The organism is Mycobacteroides sp. H001 (assembly GCF_001440005.1).
GTDB classification, from domain to species: Bacteria; Actinomycetota; Actinomycetes; order Mycobacteriales; family Mycobacteriaceae; genus Mycobacterium; species Mycobacterium gwanakae.
The window spans coordinates 745,789-763,918 of record NZ_LJYH01000021.1 but is presented as its reverse complement, the minus strand read 5'-3'; the positions used below and the strand labels follow the sequence as shown (position 1 = coordinate 763,918).

Sequence of the window (18,130 nt, the reverse complement as noted above, 5' to 3'; positions counted from 1 at the left end):
GACAGAAAGGCAGCGAAACAGCCAGTGGGCTTCAAACTAGCCGCTACCGACACCAAACCGCGGACGGGATGGGTCTAGCGACAACAGTGAACGTCTGCGACCGCGCATGTACCGACCGCAATGAGCGCCAGGATGTGGCGCACGCGGTTACCCCGGGCTGCGGAATGCATGAGCGGAAGCGTAGCAGAGCCCCTTAATGCCTTCTTTACGGCTGAATCGGCAGGTAGAAGCACTATTGCGTCAACAGTCAGTAACTACCGGCTCAACAGCCAGGCGACTATGACCAGAACCGCCAGCGCAACCAGCGCCAACGTGACACGAGACTGCGGCATGCCGCTCATGAGAGGTCCGCCTGGGTGGCCGGGGCTACCCGATTTTCCACGGCGTGGCGACGCGCGGCCTGGTACCACCGACCGAGCCGATTCGCCAGGCTGAGCAGCAGAAACAAGACCTTGTCACCGGCCACGGCCATCGCGTAAGCCAGCACCAGCACAACCGGCATCACGATGATTGTTTGAAGGATGAACCCGCGTCCGCTGAGCCACAGCTCCACGCCGTCCCACCAACTCAGGAGGCCGATCACGCTGTCGCTGTTCACGCGGGCCAGTTTAGGCGGACCATGCCGCGGGCCTTTCGGCGCAGGGCAGACTGGATACCGATGAGTCATTTGCGCGCGAAGTGCCTGTTCTTGGTGCTCGCATTCTCCGCACTGTTCAGCGGGGCCCACATCGCGGCGGCGGACTCCGCCGTCGCGGGCGCGGACGTGCAGGTCGCACAGAGCCTGGGTGACCGCGAGCTCACTGTGGTGGCCCGCCGGGTGACCAGCATTCCCGGCCCGCTACATGTCGATCTGATCGCTCACCAGGGCACCGCGGCCGGTCCACTGCGCGTGCAGCTCGTGCCCACGGGCGTCAGCACCGATGAATACCAGCCCGCGCCGGGTGTGCCCACCGCAACGGCGCTGGTCGTGCTCGGTGAGAAACCCGGCCCGTACGGCGCGACTCTCGACGTGGACCGCCCAGGGCCCACCGACCTCACCATCAGTGACGGCGTCCACACCGCCCGGATCCCGTTGGTCCTGGTCGGTCAGGCGATGTCGCCATCCGAGCGGGTGGCCTATCTGGGGCTGGCGGCCACCGGACTGCTGCTGGTGGTCTCGCTGGTGGTCGCGACCCGGGTGCGCCGCGGGATATGGATCGCGGTGCCCGTGACCGCGACCGTGACGGCCCTGGCGATCGCCATCACTGCGGCGGTGCTGTCCACGTCCGCCCCGCCACCGCCCGAGCCGGGTCCGCAACGCGATCCCACTGTCGACAACGCCGCCAACCCCTACCGCCTTGACCGCCCCGCGGTCACCGACTACTCGCGGCCTTCGGCCATGCTCATCGCCGAACGGCCAGACGTGGATTCGGGACGCACGACGGACATCGATTTCTCCCTGATCGACACCGCGACCGGACTGCCCACCGATGACCTTGTCATCCACGACAGCGCGTTGATCCATCTGCTGGTGGTGGCCCCGGATGGGCGGCTATCTCACCTACATCCGATAAGGGTTGCACCGGGTCGCTATTCGGTGCAGTTGTCACCCGAGGTGGCCGGCAGGTACGCGGTCTCGGCAGAGTTCGTGCGGCGCGGCGGTGGCGTACAGACGGTGCGCCTGCCGGGTGGACTGACATCACGTGGCGGAAAACCCACGGCTCCGGCGCCATTCGAAGGTCCCGGTATGCGCATGCTCGACGGGCAGCATGTGCACGTGAGCGCCGTCGGACTGCGTGCGGGACGGCCGACAACGCTCTCGGTGACCATCGGGGCCGATCCCGTTCTGCAACCGTGGCTGGGCATGCTCGGCCATCTGGTGATCGCCGGCCCCATCCCGCGCGATGTCCCCGCCGGTGAACTCGGTACAGCGGTGCAGGATTCGGCGGTATGGGCCCACGCTCATTCCATGGGCGGGCATGGCGGCACCGACATGCCCGGCATGGACCACAGCACCGGTCATGTGCCCACTCAAGATGATGCGATGCCACCCATGGTGGGGGCACCACCGCTCAACGGTGACAGTCCACCCGACGAGACAGTGGCCGCCTTCGGTCCGGACGTGCCGTTCACCTTTACATTTCCCAAGCCCGGCCGATACCTCGCCTGGATTCAGGCACAGCGCGACTACCGGGTGCTGACGATCCCAGTACGACTGGACATCTCATGACCCGTCAGGTGTGGGCAGGGCTCGCGCTGATCGTTGCTGCCGTGCTGGGCCTGGCGTGGATTGCCTGGCCCAGCGCCCCCGAGACCGTCACGCTGCACTCGGGTACCGAACACTATGTCGTCGCCGTGACGGTGGATAACCCCCGCGTCGGGATGACCGCTCTGGAAGTCGCCATCACCAAAAGAGAGGATGACGGTTACCCCGAATCTCAATCGGTATCAGTTGAATTGGCGATGCCACTGATGGGCCACGCCATGCCGCCGCTGCGCGAGGTGATATCGGGCCGCACGAAGTTCGACCAGGTGATGCTGTCGATGGCGGGGCCCTGGGACATCATCGTGACCGTCACGCCACCCTCCGGCGATCCCGATGAACGCACGACGATGCCACTATGGGTGAGTGGAGGTTGACATGAACGCCGAGACGAGCACCGCAGGCACCGGCGCCGAACAGACGCCGCGGATCACCCGCGCCGTCATCGAGAAGTACGCGCCATTGGGTGCCTACGGCGTGCTGCTGGGCAGCGTGGTAGGCGCGGTGGGGACCACCTGGGATGTCGAATGGCACGACGATGTGGGTCCCGATACGTTCTTCACGCTGCCACATCTGTTCCTGTACTCGGGTAGCGCGATCGGCGGAATCACCAGCCTTGTCATGGTTTTGATGGTCACGGCCGCACAGCGCGTGGGTGAGAAAGTACCCCGCTGGGTGGGCGGCGTACCGATCCGGGTGTTCGGGGGCAGATTCACCGCTCCCCTGGGCTTCCTGCTCTCCGGCTGTGGCGCGGCCTCGTTTCTCATGTACGGGCTGTTGGATCTGTGGTGGCATACGGTCTACGGGTTCGACGCCGTCCTGGCCTCTCCCCCACATTTCGCATTGTTCGTGTCCGGAACCGTCACCGACCTCGGCAGTATCGTGACCTTTGCGGCGGCACGCCGATTCCGTTGGGGTGTGGTGGGTTTGATGGCCCAAGCCTCACTGGTGGCGGCGATGACTGCCATTCCGTTCACGGCGCTGTTCCTCTTCAAGTTCGATTTCAACCCGATTTCGCTGGGCTCGGCGTTCATCGTTCCGCTCGTGCTGCTGCTCATCGCGGGCGTCGTACGCTCGACGCTGGCGCCGCTCGGGGTCGCGGTGATCATGGGTGCCATTCAAGCCATCTTCTGGTGGTTTTCTCCCTGGGCCGCACACGAATACGCCGCGGCAGTCGGGTTGCCGTTGCGCGACGATCTCTGGGGCGGGCCACCCACAATCCCGGGAATGATGCCCATGTTCCTCGCGATCTTCGCAGTACTCGCCGCCGGGATGCTGCACCTGGCCGGGGACCGGAAATGGCAGCGGTGGCCGACCACCGTCATCGGCGCGATCCTGGGTTCGGTGGCGGGCATGGGCTATCTGCTGCAGGGCGCAATGCTGTATCGGCAGGGCACCGAAACCGCGAGCAACTACGTCACCGTCGGCGTGGCGGGACTGGTGTTGGGCGCACTCGCCGGATTTCTGGCGCAGCGCATCGCACTGATGTTGCGGGTGCCCGGAAGCGATGCCGAGACTGCGGGGGTAGCCGCGTGAGACACATTCGAATCCTGTTGTCACTCATCACAGTCATCAGCCTGTCCCTGGGCCTTAGCGTCCCTGCCAACGCCTACGCACCCGTAAATGTGGTGCACACCGAACAGGTCACCGTCGGCCCCTATCCCCTGACCGTCGGGTTCTCAACCTGGCCGCTGCGCGCCATGCAATCACTGGACTTCACGTTCATCCCCGCCGGCGGGATCGCCGATAAATCGGGCACGCTCACCATTGTGTCGCCCGACGGGAAGCAAGGGCATGCCGAACGGCTGGCACGCCATCCGCGCAAGCGGGAGGTCTGGGGGCTGGATGTCCGGGCACTGCAGGAAGAAGGCCGTCACCAGTTCATCTTCGATATCACCGGACCACAGGGGCCCGGGCAGGGCATCCTTGATCTGGAGGTGCTGCCCCAACCGGGACCACCGCTGGCCCTGAGTTGGATCGTCTCGTTGATACCGGTGTTCGCGTTGGCAGCAGTTTTGATCGTGGCGTGGAGGAGAACTCGTGACCAAACCTGAACCCTCGCAAAGCACCACCTGCGCTATCGCCGGCGGCGGACCGGCCGGAATGATGCTGGCGCTGCTGCTCGCACGCGGCGGAGTCGACGTCACGGTGCTCGAGAAGCATCCCGATTTCCTGCGCGACTTCCGTGGAGACACGGTGCACGCCAGCACACTAAATCTGCTGGATGAACTGGGGCTCGGCCCGAAATTCGCGGCCATGCCCCACAACTTGGTCGAGCAAGTCACCGTCGACCTCGGGGAGCAGACATATCGCCTGGGCGATCTCAACCGACTTCCGGGACCGCACAAACACATCGCGATGGCACCCCAATGGGACTTCCTGGAGATGCTGGCCAGTGCCGCGGCCACCGAGCCCACCTTCACCTTGCTCCGCAGCACCGAGGTGACCGGGCTCCTGCGCGCCGGCGACCGCATCACCGGCGTCGAATATCGCACCGCTACAGGAGAAACCGGGCAGCTCAAGGCGGACCTGACAGTGGCCTGCGACGGTCGCGGATCGGTACTGCGCGCCGCCGCGGGCATGCGGCCGCGGCAGTTCGGTGTGCCCATCGACGTCTGGTGGTTCCGCCTTCCCAAGCATCCCGACGACCCTCAGGGACCACGCGCCCGGGTGGGTACCAACCGATTCATGGTGATGCTCGATCGTGGCGACTATTTCCAGTGCGGGTATCTGATCGGAAAGGGCACCGACTCGCAGATGCGCAGCGGCGACGTGCAGGTGTTGCGCGACCGAATCGCCGAAATGGTGCCGTGGCTGGCTGACCGCACCGATGCCATCACCACCTGGGATGACGTGAAACTGCTTGATGTACAGCTCAACAGACTTCGCAAGTGGTATCGCGAAGGCCTACTGTTCATCGGCGATGCCGCCCACGCCATGTCTCCCGTCGGCGGGGTCGGTATCAACCTCGCGATCGCCGACGCGGTGGCGACTGCCCGCATCCTTGCCGAGCCGCTACGCACCGGATCTCTGACCACCGCCGACCTGCGCAAGGTACAGCTGCGCCGGTGGGCCCCCACCGCACTGATCCAGCGGGTGCAGCGCGCCGTTCACCGGCGAGTGTTCTCGGCAGTGGGGTCGAACACCACCGTCACTCCCAGCAACAGAGTGGCATCGGTGTTGTCCGCCGCCACCAAATACCCATGGCTACAGGCAGTTCCCGCCTACGGGGTGGCGATCGGGCCGCTGCCCGAACACGCACCGGATTTCGCGCGGCGTCCGCCTACTGGCTAAGAATCGTCTGCATGCCGGGAGCCACCCGGTCGCGAATCTTCGCCCACGGCACGGTAACCGGCACATAATCTCCGGCGACGTGGGGAACGGAGACATAGAAAGTCAGTCCGGTGGGTACGGGAAGCCAATGCAAAAACTGCTCAGACTTCATATCCCCGGCCGCCTTGATCCGATCGGGCGGCCCAAGCTCCTGAACCAACTTCCGTAGCTGCTCCCGTGCCGCCCCCTGGTCTGCGAACACATCGCCGAACATGATCGGCTGCGCCGTATCGGTGTTGATCGTGATGGTCGCGACCCTGTTGCTGGGGTACGGGCCGCCGCTGTTCGAAAGGAACACGGCGACTCCCGACAACACATGCGGGCCGATGAACACGACCCGACTCGATTCCCCCGCCTGCAGCTGCCCGTCACCTACTGTCGCGGGCTTCGCCGCCTTCGGATCGTCCAGGGTCCGCACGACGTCTTTGAGCGCCACGCGCATGCCGTCGTTGAATCGGTCTCGGGCACCGGCCTTATCGCCGGTGACCTGAGGCAGTTTGACGTTGTAGTCGACCTTGCCTTGCTTTCCGCTCTCCTGCTGCAGCGTAGGACCAAAACCGAAGGCAGGCTTCGCGGTCGGCGGTGCTTGCGCCGGGGTAACGGACACAACTGGTTTGGATGGGGTCGTGGTGGACGGCGGAGCTTCCGGCGTCTGCGTAGGTTGGTCGGGTGGTTTGAGGCAACCGGCAGCCACGCCGCAGGTCACCACCAGCATCAACGCAAGACCACATCTCACAAGCCGATCCCCCTTGTTACTGGCTCAGCACCGGAATGATTTCGGGCGCAACCTGATCACGAATCTTTTCCCACGGCACGGTAATCGGAACGAAATCACCGGCAGCGTGTGACACCGGAACGTAGAACCGCAACCCGGCCGGCACGGGTATCCATTGTTCGAGCCGCCCATTGACGGTCTCCTGGCGCACCCGCGCGGTCGGGTCCAGCTCGGGTAGCACCTGCCTCAGCCGTTCCAGGGCGGCATATCGGTTGGGGAACAGATCGTCATAGGTAATCGGTTGCGCGGTATCGCTGTTGACGACGAACGTCGAGACCGACTGATTCGGATGTGCACCGCCCGCGTACCAGAGATACACCTGGATGCCCGCCACCACGTGCGGTCCGATCATCGCGACACGAGTGCGCTCCCGCTCAGGACCGATATCGCCCTCACCGATCGAAACCTGCTGGCTCTTCGCGGGACCGGACAGCGCATCGATCACATCACGCAGCGCGCTGCGCATGCCGTCGTTAAATCGATCGCGGACGGCGGGCACTCCGCCCGAGAGCTGCGGCAGTGGCACGTCATAAGTCACCATCCCCTCGGCGCCCTTGACCGGCTCCAACACCGGCGTATACCCGAAGGCCGGGGCGGGGCTCGCCGGAGGTGCCGATGACGTTGTCCCCGAGGAAGACTCGGTTGCGGTGGGTGCCTGCGCCGCCTCATCCGCGGCGCGCCCGCATCCGGACGCGACCACACACATCGCCACAGCGGCCACGACGCCGCCCCGGATGCTCACGTGGGCGCATTCGCGGGCTGGAAGGTGCCGCTCACATCCGCTTCCTCCTCGGCCCGGATGACGTGCACGACCGCGTTGATCAACGCCAGATGGGTGAAGGCCTGCGGGAAGTTGCCCAGATGCCGACCGGTGCGCGGGTCGATCTCCTCGGCGTAGAGCTGCAGCGGGCTGGCGAAGGAGAGCAGTCGCTCGCACAGGTGGCGAGCCCGGCGTACCTCACCGATCTCCACCAACGCCGACACCAGCCAGAACGAACAGATGGTGAAGGTTCCTTCCTCACCCGAGAGTCCGTCGTCGGTCTCCTCCACCCGGTAACGCAGCACCAGGCCGTCATGGGTCAGCTCATCGGCGATGGCCAGTACCGTCGCCCGAATCCGCGGATCGTCGGACGGCAGGAAACGGTTCAGCACCGCGAGCAGCAGCGAGGCATCCAAAGCCGTTGAGCCGTAACGCTGTACCAACACCCCGCGTTCATCGACACCATTCTCCAGGATGTCGTCCTTGATCTCGTCGGCGACAGCACGCCACTGCTGGGCATAACTCTTTTCACCATGCATCTCGGCAAGTTTCGCGCCGCGGTCCATCGCGACCCAACACATGATCTTGGACGAGGTGAAATGCTGCGGCTCCCCGCGTACTTCCCAGATGCCACGGTCGGGCTCACGCCAATGCCGTGCCGCCTCTTCGGCCTGGTTCTTCAGGATCGGCCACAGGGTCGCGGGAATCTGCTCCCGCGACCTGGCGTGCACATACACCGAATCGAGCATGGTGCCCCAGATGTCGTGCTGGATCTGATCAAAGGCACCGTTGCCGATGCGCACCGGCCGTGCCCCGTCGTACCCGGACAGGTGGGGCAGCTCCCCCTCGGTCAGGGTGCGTTCGCCACCCACGCCATACATGACCTGCAACGGATGTTTCTCGCCATTGTTCGCACCCGAAGCATCGGCGATGAATGAGAAGAAGTCGTCGGCCTCACGGTCCAGACCCAGCGTGTAGAGACCCCACAGCGCGAAGGTGGAGTCTCTCACCCACGAGTAGCGATAGTCCCAGTTACGCACTCCCCCAGGAGTTTCCGGTAGCGATGTGGTCGAGGCCGCCAGCAGCGCGCCGGTCGGCGAGTACGCCAGGCCCTTGAGGACCAGCGCGCTGCTCTGCAGGTACGAGCGCCACGGATGGTCGGGAAATTCGCCGATGTTGATCCATTGCCGCCAGGCCTCGGCGGTCTTCCACATCTTGTCGGCAGCCTCCGCATATGTCTGCGGCACAGGGTGTTTGGACCAGCTCAACGCGACGAACACGTTATCGCCCTCGGTGAGCCGGGTGCGGGCACGCGCTTCCCGGCCCTCCAGCCCCAGCCGAAGATTCGTGGTTAGCTTCAGCGTCGGATTGGCGTCGGGGTTCTTGGTGGCCCGACAGGTCGCCTCGCCGTATCCATCGCCGGAGTACTCCCAGGTGGCACCCTCACGGTGATAGTCGAACGCGGGCTCGCAGTTCATGAGCACTTCGACCGTCCCGCTGACACAGCGCACGGTACGCAGCAAGATATGCTCGGCATCCCAATCTGTCGGGGTGCGCTTATGCGTTTTCGACCGGGAATCGACGTCGTGCCAGGGCCCCAGCACCAACGCGTCGCGGACGGTCAGCCATCCGGTCTTGGTCTGCCACGTGGTTTCCACCATCAGGCTGCCCGGCAGGTAGCGGCGCGCGGCCGGCACGTTGTGCCCGTATGGCGCGATCCGGAAATGCCCCGCCCCACGATCAAGGATCGCCCCGAAGATGCTCGGCGAATCCGGCCGCGGAACGCACATCCACTCCACCGATCCGTTGGCGGCGATCAGGCAGGTGTTCTCCCAATCCGAGAGAAATGCGTAGTCGGCAATGGGCGGAAACGGGCCGCGCCGCTGAACAGGAGACTGGCTGGAAAGCAGTCCTTCTAGCGACAGCTCGGGATCAAGAGACGACACCATCCGACCATCGTAGGTGCGATCTGGCTACCCGCCCGGCTCATTAGCGCCTGCGAAGCAGGTAGATGCCGAGTCCACCGAAGAGCAGCAGGTTGAACACCAAGAGCGACACAAGGACACCGGTGGACCCTCCGCTACGCGGACCTGCCAGGTAGATCACCAGGTCGATGCCGACAAGCAGGCATGCGGCGACAAGTGCGGTCCAGATCAGGGTGGTCGGTTTCATGCTGTCTCCTGACCCCGTGCCGCGTCCAGTTCGCCGGCCAATACCGACATCAGTTCCGCCACCGGCAGGGCCCGGGCCCGATGATGTTCGGTGCCGGCCCACAGCGACATCACGTCCGGATCTCCGCTTGCCCGCAGCTCCTTGGTCGCCGAGTTCAGCGCCGGGAAGCTCACCGGGGCAACCGATTCCATATCCCGCTGGAACGCATTCGAGATGCTTCGCGCCGGGCGGCCCGAGAAGACCCGCGTCACCACCGTTTCGGCCGGTTGCAGCAGGGCGTCTTTGTAGACCTGTTTGGCACCTGACTCGTCGGTGACCACCAGCGCGGTGCCCAACTGGGCTGCCGAGGCTCCCGCGGCGAGTACCCGGGCGATGTCGGCGCCGTCCATGATTCCGCCCGCTGCCACCAGCGGTAACGCGGTGACCGCCCGCACATTCGCGATCAGATCGGCCAGCGGTTCTTCGGGGGCACCGGCATCGAAACTGCTGCGGTGACCGCCGGCCTCGGGGCCCTGGACAACCAGCGCGTCGGCACCGATGCCTTCGGCGATCGTGGCCTCGGCGGCACTGGTGACGGTGATCCACACCTCGGATCCGGCCTCGCGCAGCCGGTGCGCGTCCCGCGCGGACGGCACGCCAAACGTGAACGACACCACCGGGACAGGATTGGCCACCAGATACTCGATCTTGTCGGCATACGCGTCGTCGTGCCAGACCGGATCGCCCGGAGCCACCTCGAGTTTGTCGGCCCAGATCTTCAGCTTGTCCAGGTACTCACCCAGGTCGGCGCCGAGGTCTGGCGTGGGAACGAAGACGTTGAAACCGAAGGGAAGACCGCCCATCGCCTCGCGGTCCTGGTCCAGCTGCTCGACGCTGCGGTACCCCGCAGGCAACAGACCGAAACCGCCGGCCGCACTCACCCCGCGCGCCAACGCGGGAACGGTGATACCGCCGGCCATCGGGGCGCCGACGACTGGAAGACGAAGCCCGGCAAGCACGGTACTCATGCCGCTCAGCGTATCGACGCGATGAGTTTTCCGGCCGGGGTGGGTCGGTATCGGTATGACAACCTCATCCGCCTATCCCACCGCCGTCACCCGCGAGGAATGGCTGACGGCCCGCAAGCAACTGCTGGCCCGCGAGCGCGAGGTCACCCATCTGCGCGATGCCGTCAATGCCGAACGCCGACGCCTTCCCATGGTGAAAGTCGAGAAGGACTATCTCTTCGAAGGCCCCGACGGGCCGGTGCGGCTGCTGGACATGTTCGAGGGCCGTCACACCCTGTACATCCACCATTTCATGTGGATCGACGCCGCCGACCGCGGATGCCCCAGCTGCACCGGCGCGGCCGATATGACGTTCACCGAACGAGATCGCGCGTTGTTGACCGACAAGGGCGTCACCTTCGCCTGCGTGTCCCGTGCGCCGTATGCCAGCATCGCCCGTTACCGCGACGAACACGGGTGGACGTTCCCGTGGTACTCCACCAATGACGGCGATTTCAGCTACGACTTCCACGTCACGCTCGACCCGTCACGCACGCCGATCGAGTACAACTACAAGTCGCTCGAGGAGTTACATGCCGACGGATTCAGCGAGGAAGACCTGCGCGGGGATTGGCCCGGCGCCAGTGTCTTCCTGCGCCGTGGAAACGAGGTATTTCACACCTATTCGGCCTTCGCGCGCGGGCTGGATCATTCCGCGGTCGGGTATCCGTTTTTGGACCTGACACCGTATGGGCGTCAGGAGCCGTGGGAGGAATCGCCCGCGGGCTGGCCGCAGGGTGGGGCCGTCGTCGGGATGCCGAGTCAGGAGTGCGAGCACTGAGCCCGAGTGTGCCGATACGGTCGAAATTCACGGAAATATCGACACTATTCGCACACTCGGCGAGGTTGGGTCACCCGCTGCGAGAAGCCTGCGCCAGGGCTACTTCTTCGGTTTGTCCGCCGTGGACTCGGTGGACAGCGCCGCCACGAAGGCCTCCTGCGGCACCTCGACCCGTCCGATGGTCTTCATGCGCTTCTTGCCCTCCTTCTGCTTCTCCAGCAGCTTGCGCTTACGGGTGATGTCACCGCCGTAGCACTTGGAGAGCACGTCCTTACGGATGGCCCGAATGTTCTCACGCGCAATGATTCTCGAGCCAACAGCGGCCTGCACCGGCACTTCGAACTGCTGGCGCGGAATGAGCTCCTTGAGCTTGACGGTCATTTTGTTGCCGTACGCCGAGGCGCCGTCCTTGTGCACGATGGCACTGAACGCGTCGACCGCCTCACCCTGCAGCAGGATGTCGACCTTGACCAGGTCGGCTTCCTGCTCGCCGGCCTCTTCGTAGTCCAGGCTGGCGTAGCCGCGGGTGCGCGATTTCAGCGAATCGAAGAAGTCGAAGATGATCTCGCCCAACGGCATTGTGTACCGCAGCTCGACACGCTCCGGCGAGAGGTAATCCATGCCGCCGAGTTCACCGCGCCGTGACTGACACAGCTCCATGATCGAACCGATGAACTCGCTCGGTGCGATGACAGTCGTCTTGACGACGGGCTCGAACACCGAACGGATCTTGCCCTCGGGCCAGATGGACGGGTTGGTCACCATCATTTCGGTGCCGTCCTCCTTGACCACGCGGTACACCACGTTGGGTGCGGTCGAGATCAGGTCGAGATTAAACTCGCGTTCCAGCCGCTCACGGGTGATCTCCATGTGCAGCAATCCCAGAAAGCCGCAACGGAATCCGAAGCCCAGCGCCACCGACGTCTCCGGCTCATAGGTAAGCGCGGCGTCGTTGAGCTGCAGCTTGTCCAGCGCCTCACGAAGATTCGGGTAGTCGGATCCGTCCACCGGATACAACCCGGAGTACACCATCGGCCGCGGTTCGCGATAACCGGTGAGCGGTTCGGTCGCACCCTTGCGCGCAGAGGTGACGGTGTCACCGACCTTGGATTGGCGCACGTCCTTCACGCCGGTGATCAGGTAGCCCACCTCGCCCACCCCAAGGCCCGCAGAGGGTTTGGGGTCGGGTGAGACGATGCCCACTTCCAGCAGCTCGTGGGTGGCGCCCGTCGACATCATCGCGATCTTCTCGCGCGGGGTGATCTTGCCGTCGACGACGCGGACGTAGGTGACGACGCCCCGGTAGATGTCGTACACCGAGTCGAAGATCATCGCGCGCGCCGGAGCATCCGGATCACCCTGTGGCGCAGGAATGAGCCGCACCACCTCGTCCAGCAGTGCCTCGACGCCCTCGCCGGTCTTGCCGGAGACCCGCAGCACATCCGAGGGCTCGCAGCCGATGATGTGCGCGATCTCCTCGGAGTAGCGCTCGGGGTCGGCCGCGGGCAAGTCAATCTTGTTGAGGACCGGAATGATGGTCAGGTCCTTGTCCAGTGCCAGGTACAGGTTGGCCAGCGTCTGCGCCTCGATGCCCTGCGCGGCGTCCACGAGCAGCACCGCGCCCTCGCACGCCTCCAGCGCCCGCGAGACCTCGTAGGTGAAGTCCACGTGCCCGGGGGTGTCGATGAGGTGCAGGACATAGTCCTCGGGCCCGTTCTCGCCCTTGAGCTGCCAGGGCAGCCGCACATTCTGTGCCTTGATGGTGATGCCGCGCTCACGCTCGATATCCATGCGGTCCAGATACTGGGCACGCATGGACCGCTCATCGACCACGCCCGTCAACTGCAGCATCCGGTCGGCCAGGGTCGACTTCCCATGGTCGATATGGGCGATGATGCAGAAGTTACGGATAAGCGCCGGGTCCGTGAACGTCGTGTCGGCAAAACTTGGCACGGCACCATGCTCCCATGCCGCGCACCATGCTCCTGACACACACGTCGTGAGGGACTACCGGTCAGTATGCTCGCAGCATGGCGTCACAGTGGCAGACGCTCGGGCGGAAGCTCGGGAAGATCGCGGTCGACACTCTTGAACAAGTCGTGTTCCGCGAAGGCCCGAAGGTGCTGCGGCAACTACAGGGGTCGGAATTCGTTCAGCGGGGGCTGCAGCGCGGGCTGGAAGCGATCGGCGTCGTGGAGACCGAGCAGCAGACCGCCATTCCGGGGCGTCCGGTCACCAACCGCAGTGTGCCCACGGCCCATCGGGCCCGTCGCATCGAATACACGCCCGACCTGGACGGTCGCGCCGATCCCGGCGAAATCGTCTGGACCTGGGTGGTTTACGAGGATGACCCGTCACAGGGCAAGGATCGTCCGGTGCTCGTGGTGGGACGGGATGGCTCGGTGCTGCTGGGCCTGATGCTCTCGAGCCAGGAACGCCACGACACCGATCCGGACTGGGTGGCCCTCGGCAGCGGCAGCTGGGATTACGACGGCCGCCCCAGCTGGGTGCGCCTGGATCGCGTGCTCGATGTTCCCGAAGAGGGAATCCGGCGCGAGGGCGCCATTCTGGACGTGGAGCGATTCAACATCGTCGCGATGCGCCTGCGCACGCACTTCTCCTGGAGCTGATCGAACCGATCAGCGCAGCTCAGTGCTCTACGGAGTTGCGCACCGGCAACGGCGTGAACATGGCCTGGTCAACGAACTGTGCGGTGTATTCAGCCAGTTCTTCACGCTCAAGACGCAGCCGTCCGTCGAGCCATGCCAGCACGGTGCCCGCGACACCGGCAGCCAGGGCTTCGGCCTGCACAGCGGTGTAGTTGGGGTCGGCATCCGGATCGAACTCGGCGCGCGCGGCACCGAGCATCAACGCCATGTAGTGCGTCAACCGCATGCGGCGACGAGTGAGCCGCTGGCTGCCCATCGCCTCGGTGGCGATCACGCGGGCGCGCCGGGGATCGGCGGTCAGTGCGGTCACCGCACCCACGACACCGGCATGCACCTGCGAGCGTGAGTCCTTCTCGGCAGCGGCCATCGCCGACCCTGCGGTGGCGATGCTGTCCTCGATGATCCAGTCGAAAACGGCGACCAGCAGCTCGTCGAGGCCGTCGAAGCACTCGTAGAAGTAACGGGTGTTCAGTCCGGCGGTCTTGCAGATCTCCCGAACCGTTGTCGCAGCCCAGCCGGAGCTGGCCATAACCTCGAGCCCCGCCTCAAGAAGGCGTCGCCTCCGCTCCGCGCGGCGCTCGTCTGCCGTTCGTCCGCCGTATAGCCCGGTAGCTTGTTTGGTCACCATGGTCTACGCATTATTACTCTTCTTGCCAGACACCTGTGCAATAACTGGCTTTTCTGCGGTGTTTAGGCGAGTCGTGTGACTTCGACCACGACGTCCAAATCGGTCGAGCCACCCCCCGAGTAGATGCCCTTGAGGGGGCTGACGTCCGAGTAGTCCCGGCCGACGCCCACGGTGATGTACTGCTCGTTGATCTCGCTGTCATTGGTGGGGTCGTAATCCCACCACGCACCGGCCCAGCCCTGGATCCACGCGTGGCTCTGTCCGTCCACCGTCTCGCCCACCGCCGCGTCGCCCTTGGGGTGCAGGTATCCCGAGACGTAGCGCGCCGGGATCCCCATGCTGCGCAGCAGGACCAAGGTCAGGTGCGCGTAGTCCTGGCACACACCTTTTCTCTCACGCAACGCATCCAGCGCCGACGAGTGCACACCGGTGGTTCCGGGCACATAGTCGAGCTCCGAGTGCACCCATTTCGATGCCGCGACAATGGCCTCGGCGGGAGTTGCATCCTTGGCGATCCGCTTGCCCACCGACTGCACCTTCTTGCTGTGTGGGACGTACGCGCTGGGCGACAGATACTCGTCGAATCGGTCGATGACGGCGTCGGCGTGGATGTCATCCCAGCCCACCGTTTCCTCCGGCTTCTCCGCGACATCGGTCTCCACCACCGACAGGCCTGTCACCTCCAGCTCGGTATGGGGTGCGTGCAGGTCGAATGTCGTGACGGCGGTACCCCAGTAGTCGACGTACCGATACGAGCGGGTGGCCGGCACCGTCTCCACGCGATTGAGGATGACGTTCTGGCGACCGTCACTGCGCGGTGTCAGCCGCGCCTCGTTGTAGGAGGCGGTCACCGGCGTCTTGTAGGCATAACCGGTGGCGTGGACGACTCGCAAGCGCCACATCTACTTCTCCTCTTCGCGCACGTTGGGGGTACCTCCCGCGGGTGGGTGCCGCATCGTCAGATCTCGCCTTCTTCAATGGGATCCACATCGTGGCGGCCACCGGCATCGGTCCACGCCACCCACGGCGCGGCGTGGAAGTACTGCAGCGCCACCGCCTCACCCAGTTCCCGGCAGGTCTGTTGGAGGCCGGCCAGTCGTGTCGGCAAGTCCTCCAGCAGCACTCCGGGACGCATGAACTCCAACTCACTGCGGGCCCGTCCCAGCAACCGCTGCGCCTCGGCACGCGCACCGACTCGGCTGTGTGGCTGGTGATCCAGCTCCTCCAGGCTCAGCTCGGCCTGGCGCAGCGAGTGAAACACCGAGCGCGGGAAAAGCCGGTCCAGCAGCATGAACTCGACGACCCGGCTCGCGTCCAGGACCCCGCGATAGGTGCGCAGGTAGGTGTCATGCGCGCCCGCGCTACGCAACAGCGTGACCCAGGCGGGTGAGGACGCGCGGTCACCAACACGGGACAGCAGCAGCCGCACCGTCATATCCACCCGCTCGATGGAGCGGCCCAGCACCAGGAATCGGTAACCGTCATCGCGGCTGAGCGTGGAGTCGGCAAGTCCCGCGAACTGTGCGGCGCGCCCCTCCACGTAGGTGAAGAATTCATGCGGGCCAAGTCTGCGGGCGGCGCGCTCGCGATCGGCCAGCGCGTTGTAGGTGGTGTTGAGGCACTCCCACATCTCGGTGGACGTCACTTCGCGTGCGCCGCGCGCATTTTCACGCGCCTCGGAGATGGAGTCGACAATCGACCCACCCTGCACTCCCCTGCTGAACGCGACCAGCTCGGTGAGTGACCACACATCGAGCACGGTGTCCGGCGCGTCGATGCCCAGCACGCGCAGCAGCACGCGGGAGGCATGATCGGGATCCACGCTGGCATCCTCGAGCAGCTGGTGCACCGTGACATCGAGGATGCGCGCGGTGTCGTCGGCACGCTCGACGTATCGGCCAATCCAGTAGAGCGACTCCGCGTTTCGCGCCAGCATTAGGACATCACCTGCTGTTGTTGTTGCTGCTGTTGTACCTGCAGACCCGCGGTGGCCGCCTCGGGTCCCTGTTCGACCTCCGCCGCCTTGGGCAGCTCGGGGACCACCTCGGCCCCCGAGAGCTCACGCTCGGCGACAGAAGCCCGCGAGGCCAGCACCCAGGTGTCCTTGGAGCCGCCACCCTGACTGGAGTTGACCACCAGAGAGCCTTCCGGCAATGCCACCCGGGTGAGACCACCGGGTAGCACCCAGACGTCGTCACCGTCATTGACCGCGAATGGGCGCAGGTCCACGTGGCGCGGTACCAGCTGGTCGCCGACCTTTGTGGGCACCGTGGACAACTGGACCACGGGCTGGGCCACCCAGCCACGCGGGTCAGCCCTGATCTTCTTGGCGATCGCGGCGCGTTCCTTCTCGGTGGCGTCGGGGCCGAAGACGATGCCGTACCCGCCGGACCCCTCCACCGGCTTGATGACGAGCGAGTCGATGCGGTCAAGCACTTCCTCGCGCTCGTCGTCGAGCCAACATCGGTAGGTATCCACGTTCGCGACTATGGGCTTCTCGCCGAGGTAGTACTCGATGATGGTCGGCACGTAGGTGTAGACGAGCTTGTCGTCGCCCACTCCGTTGCCGACGGCGCTGGAGATGACGACGTTCCCGGCGCGTGCGGCGTTGAGTAGACCCGCGACACCGAGCACCGAATCGGGACGGAACTGCATGGGGTCCAGGAAGGTGTCGTCGATGCGGCGGTAGATGACGTCGACCTGACGCTCACCCTCGGTGGTGCGCATGTAGACCTGGTTGTCGCGGCAGAACAGGTCGCGTCCCTCGACAAGCTCCACACCCATCTGGCGGGCTAGCAGGGAGTGCTCGAAGTAGGCCGAGTTCGCGACACCCGGTGTGAGAACCACCACGGTCGGGTCCGCCTCATTGGTGGCCGCCGACTTACGCAGGGCGCGCAGCAGATGCGAGGAGTAGTCGTCCACCGCGCGCACCCGGTGAGTGGCGAACAGGTCCGGGAAGACCCGCGCCATGGTGCGACGGTTCTCCATCACGTACGACACCCCGGACGGGGACCGCAGATTGTCCTCGAGTACCCGGAAGGTGCCTTGCGCGTCGCGCACCAGGTCGATACCCGCGACGTGGATACGCACCCCGTTGGGCGGATTGATTCCGGCGGCCTCGCGGTGGAAGTGCTCGCAGGACGTGACCAGGGCACGCGGGATCACGCCGTCTCGCAGGATCTCCTGATCGCCGTAGATGTCGGCCAGGTACATCTCCAGCGCGCGGACTCGCTGAGCGATGCCCCGCTCCAGCCGCGACCATTCGGCCGCGGCGATGACGCGCGGCACCAGGTCCAGCGGAAACGGGCGTTCCTGCCCCGACAGCGAGAAGGTGATGCCCTGGTCGATGAATGCCCTGCCCAGCGCGTCGGCACGCGCGGCAAGGTCGGCGGCATCGGTGGGCGCCAGCTCGGCGTAAATCCCCTTATACGGCCCGCGCACGTTGCCATCGGCGTCGAACATCTCGTCGAAGGCCTTGGCGTAAGCACCCTTCTCGGACACCAGTTCGCGGTAACCGCCGAATATCTGGTCATCTCGCCGGGTTAGCCGTGGCGTTGCCGCCGTGCGTGTGGGTCGCCCCGAGTTCGGCATCACTGTTCGCAGGCTCACCTTGCCTATGCTGCACCAACTCGCCGGATTCGGCAGTGCGTGCGCGCGTATCGCCGATACTTGCTGGATACCTGGACGCAATCTGGCGTTGTGCGGCCACCCGCCGGTTTCAGGT

Annotated in this window: 18 protein-coding genes; 7 read left to right on the top strand and 11 right to left on the bottom strand. The window is 65.1% G+C overall.

Annotated elements, in window-relative coordinates; all coding sequences use genetic code 11:
- Positions 1–337 precede the first annotated feature (337 nt).
- Positions 338–583 carry a hypothetical protein gene (locus AOT83_RS05770; protein WP_324610064.1) on the bottom strand — a complete coding sequence of 82 codons (246 nt, stop codon included), beginning with the start codon at positions 581–583 and terminating at the stop codon, positions 338–340.
- Positions 584–658: 75 nt separating this feature from the next.
- Here AOT83_RS05770 and AOT83_RS05765 point away from each other — a divergent pair, with 75 nt between their 5' ends.
- Genes AOT83_RS05765 through AOT83_RS05745 form a run of 5 tightly spaced genes read left to right on the top strand, consistent with a single transcriptional unit; the run spans position 659 to position 5,536 of the window.
- Positions 659–2,209, top strand: a complete 1,551-nt coding sequence (locus AOT83_RS05765) for a hypothetical protein (RefSeq protein WP_057964953.1) — start codon at positions 659–661, stop codon at positions 2,207–2,209.
- A complete protein-coding gene (locus AOT83_RS05760; protein ID WP_030095169.1) occupies positions 2,206–2,619 on the top strand; it encodes a hypothetical protein in 414 nt (137 codons plus the stop codon). Before AOT83_RS05765 ends, AOT83_RS05760 begins: the two co-directional genes overlap by 4 nt.
- Position 2,620: 1 nt before the next feature.
- Positions 2,621–3,778 carry a hypothetical protein gene (locus AOT83_RS05755; protein WP_057964954.1) on the top strand — a complete coding sequence of 386 codons (1,158 nt, stop codon included), beginning with the start codon at positions 2,621–2,623 and terminating at the stop codon, positions 3,776–3,778.
- Positions 3,775–4,296, top strand: coding sequence for a hypothetical protein (locus tag AOT83_RS05750; protein WP_052399474.1), 522 nt, complete (start codon positions 3,775–3,777; stop codon positions 4,294–4,296). The genes AOT83_RS05755 and AOT83_RS05750 overlap by 4 nt, the downstream gene beginning before the upstream one ends.
- A complete protein-coding gene (locus AOT83_RS05745; protein ID WP_057964955.1) occupies positions 4,283–5,536 on the top strand; it encodes an FAD-dependent oxidoreductase in 1,254 nt (417 codons plus the stop codon). Before AOT83_RS05750 ends, AOT83_RS05745 begins: the two co-directional genes overlap by 14 nt.
- Here AOT83_RS05745 and AOT83_RS05740 read toward each other — a convergent pair.
- The 5 genes from AOT83_RS05740 to AOT83_RS05720 are packed head-to-tail and all read right to left on the bottom strand — an operon-like array spanning position 5,526 to position 10,289.
- On the bottom strand, positions 5,526–6,311 hold the full coding sequence (locus tag AOT83_RS05740) for a hypothetical protein (RefSeq protein ID WP_030095165.1): 786 nt from the start codon (positions 6,309–6,311) through the stop codon (positions 5,526–5,528). The two genes, AOT83_RS05745 and AOT83_RS05740, sit on opposite strands and share 11 nt — an antisense overlap.
- 16 nt (positions 6,312–6,327) lie before the next feature.
- Entirely contained in the window at positions 6,328–7,092 is a 765-nt protein-coding gene (locus tag AOT83_RS05735; protein ID WP_057964956.1) for a hypothetical protein, read from the bottom strand.
- A complete protein-coding gene (locus tag AOT83_RS05730; RefSeq protein WP_030095163.1) occupies positions 7,089–9,059 on the bottom strand; it encodes a glycoside hydrolase family 15 protein in 1,971 nt (656 codons plus the stop codon). Before AOT83_RS05730 ends, AOT83_RS05735 begins: the two co-directional genes overlap by 4 nt.
- A gap of 40 nt (positions 9,060–9,099) precedes the next feature.
- Positions 9,100–9,282 carry a hypothetical protein gene (locus AOT83_RS05725; RefSeq protein WP_030095162.1) on the bottom strand — a complete coding sequence of 61 codons (183 nt, stop codon included), beginning with the start codon at positions 9,280–9,282 and terminating at the stop codon, positions 9,100–9,102.
- Positions 9,279–10,289 (bottom strand): nitronate monooxygenase, encoded by a 1,011-nt coding sequence (locus AOT83_RS05720; RefSeq protein WP_070925812.1) that lies wholly within the window; start codon positions 10,287–10,289, stop codon positions 9,279–9,281. Before AOT83_RS05720 ends, AOT83_RS05725 begins: the two co-directional genes overlap by 4 nt.
- Positions 10,290–10,344: 55 nt before the next feature.
- Between AOT83_RS05720 and AOT83_RS05715 the strand changes: the two genes are divergently transcribed.
- Positions 10,345–11,109, top strand: coding sequence for a DUF899 domain-containing protein (locus AOT83_RS05715; protein ID WP_057964957.1), 765 nt, complete (start codon positions 10,345–10,347; stop codon positions 11,107–11,109).
- Between the two features lie 99 nt (positions 11,110–11,208).
- On the opposite strand, the gene lepA is transcribed toward AOT83_RS05715, so the two are convergent.
- A complete protein-coding gene (lepA, locus tag AOT83_RS05710) occupies positions 11,209–13,062 on the bottom strand; it encodes a translation elongation factor 4 (protein WP_030095159.1) in 1,854 nt (617 codons plus the stop codon).
- Between the two features lie 77 nt (positions 13,063–13,139).
- On the opposite strand from lepA, the gene AOT83_RS05705 reads away from it, so the two are divergent.
- Entirely contained in the window at positions 13,140–13,739 is a 600-nt protein-coding gene (locus tag AOT83_RS05705; RefSeq protein WP_030095158.1) for a type II toxin-antitoxin system PemK/MazF family toxin, read from the top strand.
- A 19-nt stretch (positions 13,740–13,758) separates the two neighbouring features.
- Here AOT83_RS05705 and AOT83_RS05700 read toward each other — a convergent pair whose 3' ends face one another.
- From AOT83_RS05700 to AOT83_RS05685, 4 genes are all read right to left on the bottom strand, one after another.
- Positions 13,759–14,406, bottom strand: coding sequence for a TetR/AcrR family transcriptional regulator (locus tag AOT83_RS05700; RefSeq protein WP_057964958.1), 648 nt, complete (start codon positions 14,404–14,406; stop codon positions 13,759–13,761).
- 62 nt (positions 14,407–14,468) lie between these two features.
- Positions 14,469–15,308: a transglutaminase family protein gene (locus AOT83_RS05695; protein WP_046253206.1), complete on the bottom strand. Its 840-nt coding sequence runs from the start codon at positions 15,306–15,308 to the stop codon at positions 14,469–14,471.
- 56 nt (positions 15,309–15,364) lie between these two features.
- Positions 15,365–16,342 (bottom strand): alpha-E domain-containing protein, encoded by a 978-nt coding sequence (locus AOT83_RS05690; protein ID WP_030095155.1) that lies wholly within the window; start codon positions 16,340–16,342, stop codon positions 15,365–15,367.
- Positions 16,342–17,997 (bottom strand): circularly permuted type 2 ATP-grasp protein, encoded by a 1,656-nt coding sequence (locus AOT83_RS05685; RefSeq protein WP_030095154.1) that lies wholly within the window; start codon positions 17,995–17,997, stop codon positions 16,342–16,344. Before AOT83_RS05685 ends, AOT83_RS05690 begins: the two co-directional genes overlap by 1 nt.
- Positions 17,998–18,130: the final 133 nt, after the last annotated feature.

Coding starts and splice junctions, on each gene's coding strand:
- AOT83_RS05720 (WP_070925812.1), bottom strand. CDS start 10,289: ATGAGTACCGTGCTTGCCGGGCTTCGTCTTCCAGTCGTCGGCGCCCCG.
- AOT83_RS05690 (WP_030095155.1), bottom strand. CDS start 16,342: ATGCTGGCGCGAAACGCGGAGTCGCTCTACTGGATTGGCCGATACGTC.
- AOT83_RS05730 (WP_030095163.1), bottom strand. CDS start 9,059: ATGGTGTCGTCTCTTGATCCCGAGCTGTCGCTAGAAGGACTGCTTTCC.
- AOT83_RS05760 (WP_030095169.1), top strand. CDS start 2,206: ATGACCCGTCAGGTGTGGGCAGGGCTCGCGCTGATCGTTGCTGCCGTG.
- AOT83_RS05765 (WP_057964953.1), top strand. CDS start 659: ATGAGTCATTTGCGCGCGAAGTGCCTGTTCTTGGTGCTCGCATTCTCC.
- AOT83_RS05695 (WP_046253206.1), bottom strand. CDS start 15,308: ATGTGGCGCTTGCGAGTCGTCCACGCCACCGGTTATGCCTACAAGACG.
- AOT83_RS05725 (WP_030095162.1), bottom strand. CDS start 9,282: ATGAAACCGACCACCCTGATCTGGACCGCACTTGTCGCCGCATGCCTG.
- AOT83_RS05700 (WP_057964958.1), bottom strand. CDS start 14,406: ATGGTGACCAAACAAGCTACCGGGCTATACGGCGGACGAACGGCAGAC.
- AOT83_RS05705 (WP_030095158.1), top strand. CDS start 13,140: ATGGCGTCACAGTGGCAGACGCTCGGGCGGAAGCTCGGGAAGATCGCG.
- AOT83_RS05715 (WP_057964957.1), top strand. CDS start 10,345: ATGACAACCTCATCCGCCTATCCCACCGCCGTCACCCGCGAGGAATGG.
- AOT83_RS05685 (WP_030095154.1), bottom strand. CDS start 17,997: ATGCCGAACTCGGGGCGACCCACACGCACGGCGGCAACGCCACGGCTA.
- AOT83_RS05755 (WP_057964954.1), top strand. CDS start 2,621: ATGAACGCCGAGACGAGCACCGCAGGCACCGGCGCCGAACAGACGCCG.